This is a genomic window from Mycolicibacter senuensis, assembly GCF_002101885.1.
Classification (GTDB): domain Bacteria; phylum Actinomycetota; class Actinomycetes; order Mycobacteriales; family Mycobacteriaceae; genus Mycobacterium; species Mycobacterium senuense.
Genome location: NZ_LQPS01000040.1, coordinates 71,361 through 85,766, shown reverse-complemented (window position 1 = coordinate 85,766; position 14,406 = coordinate 71,361). Strand labels below are relative to the sequence as shown.

The 14,406-nt window shown below is 67.8% G+C and carries 12 protein-coding genes; 6 read left to right on the top strand and 6 right to left on the bottom strand.

Going from position 1 to position 14,406, the window contains the following annotated elements:
• Positions 1–176: 176 nt before the first annotated feature.
• The 3 genes from AWC24_RS14230 to AWC24_RS14220 all read right to left on the bottom strand — a co-directional run bounded on the left by AWC24_RS14230 (position 177) and on the right by AWC24_RS14220 (position 3,401).
• Entirely contained in the window at positions 177–1,025 is an 849-nt protein-coding gene (locus AWC24_RS14230; protein ID WP_085085943.1) for an SDR family NAD(P)-dependent oxidoreductase, read from the bottom strand.
• A gap of 71 nt (positions 1,026–1,096) precedes the next feature.
• Positions 1,097–1,600 carry an SRPBCC family protein gene (locus tag AWC24_RS14225; RefSeq protein ID WP_085085967.1) on the bottom strand — a complete coding sequence of 168 codons (504 nt, stop codon included), beginning with the start codon at positions 1,598–1,600 and terminating at the stop codon, positions 1,097–1,099.
• A 37-nt stretch (positions 1,601–1,637) separates the two neighbouring features.
• On the bottom strand, positions 1,638–3,401 hold the full coding sequence (locus tag AWC24_RS14220) for an N-acyl-D-amino-acid deacylase family protein (protein ID WP_085085965.1): 1,764 nt from the start codon (positions 3,399–3,401) through the stop codon (positions 1,638–1,640).
• Positions 3,402–3,481: 80 nt separating this feature from the next.
• Between AWC24_RS14220 and AWC24_RS14215 the strand changes: the two genes are divergently transcribed.
• From AWC24_RS14215 to AWC24_RS14195, 5 genes are all read left to right on the top strand, one after another.
• A complete protein-coding gene (locus AWC24_RS14215; protein ID WP_085085941.1) occupies positions 3,482–4,078 on the top strand; it encodes a TetR/AcrR family transcriptional regulator in 597 nt (198 codons plus the stop codon).
• Positions 4,071–5,645, top strand: coding sequence for a flavin-containing monooxygenase (locus tag AWC24_RS14210; RefSeq protein ID WP_085085939.1), 1,575 nt, complete (start codon positions 4,071–4,073; stop codon positions 5,643–5,645). The genes AWC24_RS14215 and AWC24_RS14210 overlap by 8 nt, the downstream gene beginning before the upstream one ends.
• The gene (locus AWC24_RS14205) at positions 5,642–6,784 is read left to right on the top strand and encodes an epoxide hydrolase family protein (RefSeq protein WP_085085937.1); all 1,143 of its coding nucleotides are present in this window, start codon (positions 5,642–5,644) and stop codon (positions 6,782–6,784) included. The genes AWC24_RS14210 and AWC24_RS14205 overlap by 4 nt, the downstream gene beginning before the upstream one ends.
• Positions 6,785–6,936: 152 nt before the next feature.
• Entirely contained in the window at positions 6,937–7,665 is a 729-nt protein-coding gene (locus tag AWC24_RS14200) for an SDR family NAD(P)-dependent oxidoreductase (protein WP_207568327.1), read from the top strand.
• A 113-nt stretch (positions 7,666–7,778) separates the two neighbouring features.
• Positions 7,779–10,022 (top strand): molybdopterin-containing oxidoreductase family protein, encoded by a 2,244-nt coding sequence (locus tag AWC24_RS14195; RefSeq protein WP_085085934.1) that lies wholly within the window; start codon positions 7,779–7,781, stop codon positions 10,020–10,022.
• Here the strand turns inward: AWC24_RS14195 and AWC24_RS14190 are convergent.
• From AWC24_RS14190 to AWC24_RS14180, 3 genes are read right to left on the bottom strand one after another with little or no spacing between them, the layout of a single operon-like run.
• A complete protein-coding gene (locus tag AWC24_RS14190; RefSeq protein ID WP_085085932.1) occupies positions 9,916–12,741 on the bottom strand; it encodes an MMPL/RND family transporter in 2,826 nt (941 codons plus the stop codon). The two genes, AWC24_RS14195 and AWC24_RS14190, sit on opposite strands and share 107 nt — an antisense overlap.
• Complete coding sequence (locus AWC24_RS14185) at positions 12,738–13,181, bottom strand: MmpS family transport accessory protein (protein ID WP_085085930.1); 444 nt, start codon at positions 13,179–13,181, stop codon at positions 12,738–12,740. Before AWC24_RS14185 ends, AWC24_RS14190 begins: the two co-directional genes overlap by 4 nt.
• Entirely contained in the window at positions 13,178–13,645 is a 468-nt protein-coding gene (locus tag AWC24_RS14180; RefSeq protein WP_085085963.1) for a hypothetical protein, read from the bottom strand. Before AWC24_RS14180 ends, AWC24_RS14185 begins: the two co-directional genes overlap by 4 nt.
• A gap of 147 nt (positions 13,646–13,792) precedes the next feature.
• Between AWC24_RS14180 and AWC24_RS14175 the strand changes: the two genes are divergently transcribed.
• Entirely contained in the window at positions 13,793–14,362 is a 570-nt protein-coding gene (locus tag AWC24_RS14175; protein WP_085085928.1) for a TetR/AcrR family transcriptional regulator, read from the top strand.
• Positions 14,363–14,406 lie beyond the last annotated feature (44 nt).

The window sequence follows — 14,406 nt, the reverse complement described above, 5'->3', positions numbered from 1 at the left end:
TACAACCCCGACAAACACCGAGCGCTCCAGAAAACCCTCACCCAAAAAGGGGCGGCTTGACATAGGGCTTCTCATGCCACCGCGTGATAGTCGGCGAGCCGGAACCTGCGCATCCGCCGAAGATCTTTGATCTTGGCGAGCACGATGCCCAGATCGAGGCTCATCGGACACTCCCTCTAGTTCGACAGATGCGAGCCGGCCCGGAACGCCAGGCCGATCGTTCGGGTGAACGTCTCGGGTGCCAATCGTTTGATGTTCCAGCCGATTTTCGCGTCCAGCTGCGGCATGCAGTACAGGCCGCCGCGGTCATGGGTGTCCAGGCAGTCCCGGGCCACCCGGGCGGCGGAGATTCCGGTCCAGCGCATCAACCGGTTCGCGGCTTGGGTGGATTGTGCGGTGCTGCGGCCGGATTCGACGATGTTGGTCTTGACGAACGTCGGGCACAGCGCGGTCACGCCGATCCCGGTGCCGGACAGCTCGGCGGCCAGGGTCTCCGACAGGGAAAGCACGCCGGCCTTGCTGACGTTGTAGGCCGCCATCTCCGGGGCGGCGCCGAACGAGGCCGCCGAAGCGACGTTGATGATCCCGCGTGGCTGATCGGTCTGAGCCGCACGCAGCATCGGGGTGAACACATGGCAACCGTGGATCGGTCCCCACAGGTTGATGCCCAGCGTCCAGTTCCAGTCGTCGAGCGACATGGCTCCGATCGGCTGGCCGCCGGTGCCGACGCCGGCGTTGTTGATCACCAGCGTCGGCGGGTGGCCGAACCAGGTCCGTGCGGCTTCGGCCAACGCGGTGACCTCGTCGATGGCGGAGACGTCGCAGTGCACGGCGATGGCCCGGCCGCCTGCAGTGGTGATGGCTTCGACGGTGCGTTGGGCGGCGTCATCGTCGATGTCGCTGCAGACCACGGCGCTGCCACGGCGGGCGAGTTCGGTGGCGAATGCGGCTCCGATGCCGCTGCCGGCGCCGGTGACGACGGCTGAGGCTTCATGGCTGCGTTTCGGCGACCGCCCAAGGATCATGTGACTGAGTCAACAGCCAATGGTGCCATTAGTCAATGGCAATGTTTTGCGGCCGCTCGGCGCGCAGAGCGTCAACCGCGCGGCGGCGTGGCGAACCGCTCGTCGGTGTAGCGGCGCAGGTTGGCCAGGAAGCGGCGAAACGCCAGGTTCATCAGCGGGCCGCTCACCGGGGAGAAGAGCTTCGCCGGGCCGGTCAGCCGATTGGCCAGGGTCCAGGTGAGCCGGCAGCCCGGCGCGGTCGGTTCGATGCGGTAGTCCTCGACGAACACCGCCAGCGCCGATGTCGAGCTGGCGTTGAACCGAAACGCCATGTGCCGGCAGGGTTCCCAGGCGAGAAACTCCTCGTCGCCGACGATGCCGCCCCGCATGTCGACGAGCCGGGTGGTGCCCACGCCGTGCGGCTCGCGGCTGGTCCAGGTCACGTTGGTGATCACCGACGCCCAGCGCGGCCAGGCGTCGGCGTCTTCGAGCACCTCCCACACCTGCTCGGGCGTCACGGCCAACTCGACACTGTTGCTGAACCGCTGCGGCGCCCGGTCTAGGAAGCCGAGATCAACACGCTCGCAGGGAAACATCCGGGACAACGCATTTCCTCTCTCCCGCGTCACAAGTTCAGCGCGCGCCGCGCACCAGCCGGCCCGGGCGCGCACCGGTGTCGACGCCGTTGCGCCGGGTCACGGTACCGCTGACGATGGTGGCAACATACCCGCCGGCACCCTGCAGCAGCCGGCGCCCGCCGGCCGGCAGGTCGTAGGCCATCCGGGCCGGGTGCAAGGTCAGCGCGTCCATGTCGATGACGTTCAGGTCGGCCTTCTTGCCCACCGCGATGACACCGCGGTCGTTGAGCCCGAACAGTTGCGCGGTGTCGTGACACTGTTTGCGCACCACGTATTCCAGCGGCAGCTTCTCGCCGCGGTGCCGGTCGCGGGCCCAGTGGGTGAGCAGGAAGGTGGGATAGGAGGCGTCGCAGATCAGTCCGCAGTGCGCGCCGCCGTCGGACAGGCCCAGCACCCCGGCGGGGTGGGTGAGCATCTCGCGGATCGCGTCGTGGTTGCCGTCGGCATAGTTGAAGAACGGCAGCATCAGCATCGCGCCGGCGTCATCGGCCAGCATCAGGTCGTAGAGCGTCGACAGCGGGTCCGCACCGCGCGCCGCGGCGATCGCGGCCACCGAGCGGTCCGGTGTCGGCTCGTAGTCCGGCGGGTCGCCCAGATCGTAGATGCGGTGCAGCGAGTGCTGCACCAGCGCGAACATCCCGTCGAACTGCAGCGAGGTGTCCACCGGCAGATCATCTTCGGCCAGGATGGCGGCCTTGACCGCCGGCTCGGCGAGCCGCTGCGCCAATTCCTCGCGGCTGCACTGCTCCTTGAGCCGGCGGTAGGTCGGGCGGTGGGTGAAGCCGTGATGCCCGGGGAAGCCGAGCAGCATGCCGAACGGCCGGGCGGCGATCTGCGGATACAAGGCGCTGCCCGACTGATGGGCGGCGGCGGAGATGTCGAGCTGCTCACGCCACAGGTTCGGGTCGGCGTCGACCTGGATCAGCGCGAACGACAACGGACGGTCGATCTCCCCGGCGAGCCGCCGCATCCACTCGAGTTCCTTCTTCGGCGCGACGATGTCCTCGCCGGCGGCGCCCTGCGGCGCCAGTTCGAACACCGCCTGACCGCCGGCCGCCATCGCGCGGCCCAGCCCGAACAGTTCGTCCTCGGCGGCGAACGTGCCCGGCACCGGCTCACCGTCCATCGCGCGGTGCGCCAGCGTGCGGGAGGTCGAAAACCCCAGCGCCCCGGCTTCGACCGCTTCCTGCACCAGTCGGCTCATCGCGGCGATGTCGTCGGGGGCGGCGGGCTCGTTGCGCGCGCCGCGCTCGCCCATGGCGTAGGCGCGGATCGCCCCGTGCGCGACCTGACTGCCGACATCGACGGCGAAGCTCTGGCGATCCAGCGCGTCGAGGTACTCCGGGTAGCTCTCCCACGCCCAGGCGATGCCCTCGGTCAGCGCGGTGCCGGGGATGTCCTCGACGCCCTCCATCAGCTTGATGAGCCACTCCTCGCGGCCGGGGCGAACCGGGGCGAACCCGACCCCGCAGTTGCCGCTGACGACCGTGGTTACGCCGTGCCCGCTGGACGGTTCCAGCAGACTGTCCCAGCTCACCTGGCCGTCGTAGTGGGTGTGAATGTCGACGAATCCGGGTGCGACGATTCGTCCGGTGGCGTCGATCGTCTCGGCTGCCGCGCCGGTGAGGCCGGAATCGGCGCCGCCGCTGCGGCGCTGCACGGCCACGATCTTGCCGTCCCGGATGCCGATGTCGGCCGGGTAGCGGTCTGCCCCCGTGCCGTCGACGACGGTGCCGCCGGTGATCGCCAGGTCATACACGGCCGTCTCCTTCGTCATGGTCCCGAACGCGCCCAGGAAGGTTGTTGATCAATTTGTACACATTTCGATAATGTGTGCAAGTGCCCGACGATGCAGGATCTTCGACACTGCCGTCGCCGCTGCTCACCGCGGCGACCGAGACACTGCGCCACCTCGGTCCGCGGCGCTTCAGCCTCACCGCGGTCGCCGAGGCGGCCGGCGTGTCACGCGGCACGGTGCACAACATCCTCGGGACCCGCGACGACGCCATCGCCGCCGCGCTCGAGCAACTGTCTTCGGCCTTCATCGAGACCATGGCCACCGAGGTGCATCAGCAGCAGACCCTGGCCGAGCAGGTCGCGGCCGCCGCGGTGCTGATCTCGGCGCATCGCCGCCGATCGGCCGCCGAACCACGCACGATCAACCAGAGTGTGCTGGTGCTGTTGCTCGAACACGGCGGCGAAGAGTTGATGCGGCGCTCCGTGCAGTTGTGGATGCCGCTGGTTCGGACCGCGCAACGCAGCGGCGAAGTCGGCGACCGCCTGGATGCCGGCCGCGCCAGCGAATGGATCGTGCGGATGCTGTTCAGCTTCGAGCTGCTGCCACCCATGCGGGTGAATCTGGACAGCCCCCGGGCCGTGCGCCGCTTCGTCAGCGACCACATCGTCGCCGGACTGGGCGGGGCCGGCCATGGCTGATCCGGACCACCTGGTGGCGATCGTCGGCGCCGGACCGGGCGGGATCGCCGCCGCCAAGCAACTGTTGGACGCCGGCATCGACGATTTCGTCATCCTGGAGCGGGCGGGTGACTTCGGCGGCACTTGGCGCGACAACCACTATCCGGGCCTGGCCGTGGACATCCCGGTGATGTGGTACCAGTTGTCGTTCGCGCCGAATCCGAACTGGAGCCGGCTGTTCGCGCCCGGCCCGGAAATCTATCGATACCTGCGCGACACCGCCGCCCGCCTGGGTTTGTACGAGCATCTTCGTGCCCATTGCGAGGTGACCCGGCAGCGCTGGGACGACACCGCACAGCTGTGGCGGCTCTGGCTCGACGGCGACCAGACCGTGTCGGCCCGCTTCGTCATCAACTCGGTCGGCGGCTATGTCAACCCCAAGAGCGCCATCCCGGTCGACGGCATCGACGACTTCACCGGAACCGTGCTGCGGCCCAACGCCTGGGACGACGGCTACCACACCGCGGGCAAGCGCATCGCGGTCATCGGCACCGGATCGAGCGGCATCCAGATCGCCGCCGCACTGTCCGCCGGCGCGGGCACACTGGAGGTCTACCAACGTACGCCCGCGTGGGTATTGCCGAAGATCGACTTCGCTGTTCCGCGCCGGCTGCGCCCGCTGATGCGGATGCGCTGGGCGGTCGCCGCCGTCAACCTGCTGGGCCGGCTGGCCATGGACGTATTCATGGTGGGGCCGCTGGTGCACCTGATGGCACACCTACCGGACCGGCTGCTCATCCGGCTGATGCCGCTGTACGACAGCTACTGCCGAGGGCTCTACCGGTTACTGCTGCGCGCCAAGGTCACCGACCCCGCGACCCGGCGTGCCCTCGTACCGCGCTACGGGCTGCTGGCCAAGCGGCCGGTCATCTCCAGCGACTTCCTGCCGACGCTGAACAACCCCAACACCCATCTGGTCACCACACCGATCGCCCGGATCACCGCCACCGGCGTCCGCACCGTCGACGGCGTCGACCACCCGGCGGACCTGATCGTCGCCGCCACCGGCTACGAGCTGTGGACCGACCCCGAAACCTACCGCCCCGGAACGGTTGTGGGATCCGACGGTTTCGACCTCGCCCATTACTACCGTGCTGAGGGGTTGCGCAGCTACGCCGGAACCGCCCACCCCCGGTTGCCCAACCGATGGGAGATCGTCGGCCCGCTCGGCTTCGTCGGCCTCGCCTGGATGGACTACGTCGAGACCATGGCGGCACACGCGGTGCGGATGATCACCGAGACGCGCCGGCGCGGCGCCGCCAGCGTAGCGGTCGGCGATGCCGCCTTTGAGCGCTGGAATGAACTCATGCGCCGCCGCGGCAAGGCCGTGCACCTGTATCTGACCGCGTGTAATCCCGGACTGTCCACGTATTTCGTCAATTCCCAGCGTGAGACGGTCTACCACCGTCCCCAGACCATCACCGGATCGCGCCGGTTCAGCCGGCGTTCGCCGCTGGGCGACTATGTGTTCCGGCAGCCAACCGGGGCTCCGCCGATCCCCGCAGACAAGGAGTACCTCCAGCTATGACCGACTCGATCGAACCACTGGTCCTTGCCGTCGCCGACCGCGAACTCGACGAGCTGCGGAGTCGGCTCAGCAATACCCGTTGGCCGGCCGAGATCGACGAGGCGGGCTGGGATTACGGCACCGACCAGCGGTTCCTCAAGACGGTGGTCGACCACTGGCTGCATCGCTACGACTGGCGCCGCGTCGAATCCGAGGTCAACGCGATCGGTTCGTTCGTCACCGAGGCCGCCGGGCAGCGGGTGCACTTCCTGCATGCCCGGTCGACCGAACCGAGCGCCATCCCGCTGGTCATCACCCATGGCTGGCCCGGGTCGGTCGTCGAGTTCCTCGACGCAATACCATTGCTGCGCCGTCGATTCCACGTCGTGGTGGTCTCGATGCCCGGGTACGGCTTCTCCGGGCCCACCCGGCAGCGCGGGGTCGACTCCGCCGCGGTCGCGGCCGCCGTCGCCGACGTGATGGCGCAACTGGGCTACGCCCGCTATGTGGCCCAAGGCGGCGACTGGGGCGCCATCGTGGTCCGCCACCTCGGTGAGCACTACGGCGACCGGGTCGCCGCCATCCACACCAACATGTGCTTCGCACCCCCGGACCGCGACAACCCGGAACTGCTGGCCGCCGTGACCGAATCCGAGCAGGCCGTCATCGCCGCCGCAGCCGAGCGGATAACCGACGGCATGGCCTACCTGAACCAGCAGGCCACCCGCCCGCATTCGCTGGGTTTCGGCCTGGAGGACTCCCCGGTGGGTCTGGCGGGCTGGATTCTGGAGAAGTTCCACGCCTGGTGTGACATCCGGGACGGCATACCGATCAGTACCGACCGGCTCATCGACAATCTGATGTTCTACTGGCTGACGGCGACGGCGACCTCGGCGGCGCGGCTGTACTGCGAATCCACCCGGGCGGGAACCGGTCCGCTCGGCACGTGGACCGGTCGGGTCGAGGTGCCCACCGGGTATGCGGTGTACCCCTACGAGATGTTGCGGACCCCGCGAGCGTGGGCGGCGCACCGCTACAACCTGGTGCACTACTCGGTCGCGGACCGCGGTGGGCATTTCGCCGCATTCGAGCAGCCCGCGATCTTCGCCGCCGACCTGGACAAGTTCGCGGACGTCCTGGTGGAACGGCAGGTGTTTTAAATCTGGTCCACTGTTCTCGACGACCGCGAGCAGTCGCGGCTTCTCCAGCGCGCACGACCCGGCGGGCCGGCGCTGAGCGCCGGCAAGTGGTTTGATGCCCTATGCCTCGTTTGACGTCGTTGAGCCGTTCGGTTGCTGGCAAGGTGGTCGTGGTGACCGGGGCAGCCAGCGGCATGGGCAGGGCGACCGCCCATCTGCTCGCCGATGAGGGCGCGGTGGTCGGCGTCGTCGATCGTGCCGCCGACGGGCTGGCGCGGGTGGCCGACGAGCTGCGCGACGCCGGTGCCCGGTGCCACGCCGTGGTCGCGGACGTCGGCACGGCCGAGGGCCCCGCAGCCATCCTCGGCGAGGTTCGTGAGTCTCTCGGACCCATCGACGGTCTGGTCAACAACGCCGGGGTGAGCCTCCCCGCGCCGGTGGACAGCGACGACTTCGAGGGCGTGTGGGCCACCACCTTGGCGATCAACCTGACCACCTACGCCCGGTTCGTCCGCGCCGCGCTGCCTGATCTGCGCCGGGAGGGCGCCGGACGGATCGTCAACGTGGCGTCCACCGAGGGGCTGGGCGCGACCCCCGGAATCGCGCCGTACACGGTCGCGAAACACGGCGTGATCGGTCTGACGCGGTCGCTTGCGGTGGAACTCGGCCCGGCCGGGGTGACCGTCAACTGTGTGTGCCCGGGCCCGATCAACACCGGCATGACCGCCGCTATCCCGGACGAGCAGAAGGCGGTCTTCGCTCGCCGGCGGACGGCGCTACGCCGTTACGGGGAGCCCGAAGAGGTCGCGCACGCCACGCTGTCGCTGCTGTTACCGGCGGCCTCCTATATCACCGGAGCGATTCTCGTCGCCGACGGCGGGCTCACGATCCGCAGTGCGTGAAGGACGGGTGAACTGAGGCCGCGAGATACCCGGGCCGAAGTGCAGCGCACGATAAGCACTGTGCTCATTCGCATTTGACGGACACGCGCACACTGCTCGGGCACCATGGCGGCATGGCAGCAAGCCCGAGGACGGTGCACACCTTCTGTAGGTACTGCTTGGCCTCCTGCGGCTTGGAGGTGACGGTCGAGGACAACCAGGTCCGCAAGATCTCCGCCGACAAGCACAACCCGCACAGCTGGCACGACTTCTGCGCCAAGGGCCGCACCGCCAATGAGCTGGTAGAACATCCGCGCCGGATCATGCGGCCGATGCGGCGGGTGGGCGACGCCTACGTCGAGGAGACCTGGGACGTCGCGATCCGCGACATCGCCGCGCGGATGAACGCGCTGATCGACGCGGGCGGGCCCGACACGATCGGCACCTACTACGGCAACCCGTCCGGGCACTCGTCGTCGAACGTGGTCTTCATGAATGCCTGGATGGACGCCGTCGGCACCCGCAGCCGCTACGCCGTCGGCTCCGTCGACCAGAACGCGCTGCATGTGGTGGCCGAGGCGATGTACGGATCGGCACTGATGGTGCCGGTCTCCGACGTCGACAATTGCGATTACTTCCTGCTGGTCGGCACCAATCCAGCGGTGAGCGGCTGGAACTGGCTGGAGACGGTTCCCGACGGCTGGCGCCGTGCGCTGGCCCGCCAACAGGGCGGCGCCACCATCGTGGTGGTCGATCCGTTGCGCACCGAGTCCGCGGAGAAGGCCGACGTGCACCTGGCGGTGCGGCCGGGCCAGGACTGGGCGCTGCTGCTGGCGATGGTGAAGGTGATCCTCGACGAGGGCCGCGAGCACCGGCGCGACTGCGCGGACCTCGCGACCGGCGTCCCGGAGCTGCGTCGGCTGGCGGCCGGCGCGGATCTGGATGACTTGGCTGACCGGTGCGGGATCGACCGGGACCTGATCGAGCGCACCGCGCGGGATTTCGCCGCCGCCGGCGGCGCGATGGTGGTCACGCGCACCGGGGTCTCGCAACACGCGGCGGGCACCGTGGGCGAATGGCTCGGCCAGGTGCTCAACGTGATCACCGGCCGGATGGACCGCCCGGGCGGGCGTCGCTTCGAACCGGGCTATTTCGACGCACTGAAACTGGCCGAACTGGCCAAGACGAAGCCGCACGTCAGCCGGGTGGCAGGACGGGAGATGGTGGCCGGAGCGCATGCGTTGGCGGAACTGCCCGACGAGATCACCACGCCGGGCCGCGGGCAGATCAAGGGAATGCTGATCAACTGCGGCAACCCGGTGGTGTCGGGCCCGGACGGGGCCAAACTGGACAAGGCGCTCGCCCAACTGGATCTGCTGGTCGCTATCGACCTCGTGCAGCGGGAGAGTCACCGGCACGCGCACTGGCTGCTGCCCGCGGTGCACTGGCTCGAGCGCAACGACCTGCTGGCCTTCACCAGCAATATGCACGATCAACCGTTCGTCCAGTACGGCGCGAAGGTCATCGAGCCGCCGCCCGATGCCCGGCAGGAGTGGGAGATCTTCGTCGATCTCGCGATCGCGATGGGTAGACCACTGTTCGGGGCGAAAGGGCTCAACGGGTTCATCAAGGCGACGCGGCGGGTGGCGGCGGTGACGGGTCGGCCCGCGCTGGCGTTCGGTCCGCACTGGCTCGACCGCCTTATCGTGCGGATGTCGCGGAAGGTCAACGGGCGCAAGCTTACCTGGCGTGACCTGATGACCCACCCGCACGGGATGGTGCTGGGACCGCGGGAGTTCGGCCACTTCAAGGACGCGTTGCGGACCGGCGACAAAATGGTGCACGCCGCGCCGCCCGAGTTCCTCGCGCGGGCACGGGAGTTGCTTGCCGACCCGAACCCCGGTGCACCTGAGGGCTTTCCGTTCCAGCTGGGGAACCGGCGCAATCGGCATTCGATGAACTCCTGGCTCAACGAGCTGCCCGGACTGCACCGCTCCGGTAAACGCAACGACGTCCTGATCAACGCCGAGGACGCCGCCGCCCTCGGCATCGGCGGGGGTGACCGGGTGCGGGTGTTCTCCTCGGTCGGCGAGGTCGAGCTGACGGCGACGCTGTCCGACCGACCACGGCGCGGTCTGGTGATCATCGACCACGGCTGGGGTTCGCGGATCTTCGACCCGCGGGGCGGCCGAGCACCGGAGTCGTTCGGTGTCAACCGCAATCTGCTGGTCGACGGCGCCAGCCTCGATCCGCTGTCGCAGACGTCGCCCCTCAGTTCGTGCTACGTCGGGCTGGAACGGCTCGCAGCGGACGCTGACGCACGATCGTCGGCCACCAGAACCACGGTCCGTAGATCCGCACCAGGCACGGCACGATGAACGACCGCACGATCAACGTGTCCAGCAGCAGGCCGATGCACACCGTGGAACCGAGTTGGCCGATGGTGCGCAGATCGCTGGCGAGCATCGCCAGCATGGTGAACGCGAACACCAGGCCCGCCGACGTCACCACGCCGCCGGTATTGCCCAGCGCCCGGATCAGGCCGGTGTTGAGCCCGGCGCCCAGCTCCTCTTTCAGCCGGGCGATCAGCAGCAGGTTGTAGTCCGAGCCGACCGCCACCAGGATGATGAACGTCAGCGGCAGGATCAGCCAGTGCAGGTGCAGGCCGATCAGATGCTGCCAGATCAGCACCGAGAGGCCGAACGCACCGGCATAGGAGAACGCCACGGTGCCCGGAATGACCAAGGCCGCCACCAGGCTCCGGGTGATGACCAGCATGATCATGAAGATCAGTACGAAGGCCGCGATCGCGGCGATCAACAGATCCGAGCGTGAATACTGCTGGATGTCTTTGTTGTTCGAGCCAGACCCGCCGATGTAGATCTTCGACCCGGCCAGTGAGGTCTCCTTCAGTGCGATCTTGATGGCGTCGGGGAACTTCTCGACATGTTCGATACCTTCGGGCCCCATGGCGTTGCCCTCGTGGGTGACGATGAATCGGGCGGCCTTGCCGTCCGGGGACATCATCAGCTCCATCCCGGTCTTGATGTCCTCGTTGTCGAACGCCGGCCGCGGGATGTAGAAGAAGTCGTCGCTGCGGGAGGCGTCGAAGTCGTTGCCGACATTGATCATGTCGTCGAAGGTCTGATCGGTGTTGGCGGCTTGAATACTGCTGGGGCCGTATGTGTTCACGATCAGCGACCGCAGTGCGATCTGGTCGTCGGCCATGATGTTGAGCTGGGTGACCAGCTCCGGAAGCAGCGAGTCCACCACCTCCAGGTGCGAGACCGCGTTCTTGATGTTCTCGGCCAGCCTGTCGACGCTGTCCATCATGTCCCACAGCGACCGGAAGGCCCAGCAGACCGGGATGTCGTAACAGTGTGGCTCCCAGTAGAAATAGCTGCGGATCGGTCTCATGAAGTCGTCGAGATTGGAGATCTCCTCATCCATCTGTTCGGTGAGGGACTGCATCTCCTCCATGGTGAGCACGGTGGAATGCATCTCGTCGGCCAGCTTCTGGGTCAACGCGATCGTGGTCTGCAGCACCTCGACGGTGTGCCCCATGATCTGGGCCTGCTTGTCGGTGTTGGCGTTCTGTTCCCGGGTGAACGGCAGCTGCTGACCATTGGCGCTGCCCTGCATGGTGAACAGGTAGGGCAGCGACGCGTGTTCGAGCGCGCGGCCCATCGGTCTGGTGATGCTCTGCACCATCGCCACCCCGGGCAGCCGGATCAGGGCCTTGGCCGCCCGGTCCAGCGAGATGAAGTCCGCGGAGTTGCGCATGTCGTGGTCGGATTCGACCATCAGCATCTCGGAGAACAGCTTGCTCTTCGGGAAATGCCGGTCCGCGGCCGCGAAGCCCAGGTTGGCCGCCGAGTCACGCGGCTGATACGTGCGGTCGTCGAAGCTGACCTGGTAGGTCGGCACGAAGACCGCTCCGGCGGCGACCAGCGCGGCACTGGCGGTCAGGATCGGCTTGGGCCAGCGCACCACGGATGTGGCGATGCGCCGGTACAGCCGTGCCTTGACCTGCTGGCGGGGATCGAACAACCCGAGCAGGCTGCCCACGCTCAGCACCGCGGGCCCGAGCGTCAACGCTCCGGTGACGGTCAGCACCATGCTGATGGCCACGGCCGGCCCCATGGTGTTGAAGTAGTTCAGCCGCGCGAAGCTCAGGCAGAACGCCGCGCCGGCGATGGTGAGCCCGGAGCCCAGGATCACGTGCGACACCCCGCGGTAGGCGGTGTAGAACGCGTCCTCGCGGCTTTCGCCGTTCAGCCGGGCCTCGTGGTAGCGGCCCATCAGGAAGATGCCGTAGTCGGTCCCGGCACCCAGGGTCAATGCGACCACCAGGTTGACCGCGAATGACGACAGTTCGATGTAGCCGAAGTGACCGAGGGTCGCGATGACGCCCTTGGCGGCCAGCATCAGGATGAGTACCCCGAACAGCGGTACCAGCATGGTGATGTAGGAGCGGTAGACCATCAGCAGCATGAAGATGATCAGGAAGATCGTCGCGATGGTGATGTTGTTCAGGCTCCGGTTGGCCGTGGCCACGGTGTCGGCGGCCAGCGGCGCGGCGCCGCTGACATAGACGTTCAGGCCGGACGGCGGGTCGGAGGTGTCGACGGTGTGGCGCACCGCGGCGACGGACTCGTTGGCCTGCAGCTGGCCGATGTCGCCGGCCAGCCGCAGCAGCACATAGGCGGCGTGGGAGTCGAGGCTCTGGGCGCCGGCCGCGGTGATCGGCTTGCCCCAGGTGTCCATGACGTACTGGACGTGGTCGGTGTCGGCCTGCAGGGTGCGCACCAACGCGTCGTAGTAGCGGTGCTCGGCGTCCCCGAGCGGGTGCTCGGCTTCCAGCACCAGCATCGTCATGCTGGTCGAGTCGGATTCCTGGAACTTCTCACCGATCGCCAGCATCGCGGCCTGCGAGGGCGCATAGGTCGGCACCATCGGGCCGGCGAGTTCCTCGGCCACCCGCTCCACTTGCGGCACAAAGGTATTGGTCACCACGGCCAGCAGCGCCCAGAAGATGATGATCGGGATTGCCAGCAGCCGGACCAGTCGGGCCGCCAACGGCCGCGTCCGACTCATGCCGACTTCACCCGGCAGGTGATGTCGGCGTTGGCCCGGGTGTTGGTGTGCTCATCGCGGACCACGTCGTCGACCAGGATCCGGCAGCCCACGTAGTCGCCGCGCACCTGCGCCGAGATGCTCCCCGACACCACCGTGAGCATCGTCGTCTCCTCGTGCCTCCAGGGCAGCACGTCCAGCTCGACGGTGTGCGGGTGCCCGTCGATGTCGAGGTAGGACAGCAGCGCCCCCTCGCCCGCCGAGCCGAACACCTCGTAGCTGAGCTTCTTCGGGTTGAACTGTTCGGGTGCCTGGGGCGGGTTGACCGTCAGGACCGGCCCGGGAGCCGACATCTGGTGGACCTTCCACATCCCCAGTGCGCCGATGCTGACCGCGATCACCATCACCAGCGGCAGCCAGACCCGGGCCAGCGGGGGCCGGTGCGCCGTGCGGGGACTCACGCGCCGTCGGCTTCCACTGTGGCGGCCGCCGGCAACCGCTTCTTCAGCTTCGCCCCCCGCACCAGTTGGGCGGTCACGTTGAACGAACCGAGCATCGGGATCACCCCGAGGAAGGTGCGCTCCGACGGGGTGGCGCCGTGCAACTGCTCCAGGCTGCCGAATATGTAGAAGCAGCCCAGCGAGAAGATCGCGGCCGGGATGCAGAAGGCCAGCGGTGAGCGCTGATCGGCGATGACGCGGCCGGCGAACGCCAGTTCCTGTGATGACAACGGCTCGCGCCCGCGCACCTTGGCCAGCACGGCCTTTCGGGCTCCGATTCCTTCGCTGATCGGCAGCGGGGCCCGCTGCTGCAACCGGTGGATGTAGTAGAACACCCCGGCCGCGAAGCACAACAACGCCACGAAGGCGGCCGCGGCCAGATCACCGAACAGGCGCCAGTTCGTGCCGAGAAAGTTCCAGTTCATCGCACCGCTCACCTCCATCCGTGGCGTACTCGCCGAGTTCGGCCCGCCGGCCTCGTTGGACGCGTCCACCCGAAGATGGAGGTTATATGTCCTCTTATAGGACGTCAACGTCTTATAAATGGACGCGGCAGCGGGTATGCTCTCGGCATGAACGTCGACAGCCCGGAGCTCACCGGTTCGCAGGCCCGCACGCGGGCCGCGATTCTGCAGGCCACGGCGTCGGTGCTCGCCCGGGACCGCACCGCCACGCTGCCGCAGATCGCTGCTGCCGCCCAGGTGGCGCGTTCCACCCTGCACCGCTACTTCGCCGACCGTGATCGGCTGATCTACGAGACCACCCTGGATTCGATCCGGGTCATCAGCGGTGTCATCGGGGCCGCGGCCACTGCCGAGGGCCCGGCTCGCGACGCCATGCGGCGGGTGATCACCACCCTGGCCCCCGAAGGCGATCGGATCGTGTTCCTGTTCGCCGACCCCGCGGTGCTGCGCGACATCCCTGCCGAACAATTGCCGGACTCCGCGCCCATCCTCGAACTCATCGTCCGCGGACAGCAGGAGGGCGTCTTCGATGCGGAACTCACCCCGGAATGGATTCGGATAGCGCTGTTCGGGCCACTGGTCAAAGCCTGCGGTGAAGCGGCGCACGGCATGGTGCCGCGCCACAGCATCGTGCCGTCGCTGATCCGGATCTTCGAGCGCGGCGTGGCCATCAGCTGAGTTCACCGGCGTTTTCGGCAGACACCGGCCCTCGACGGTGACAT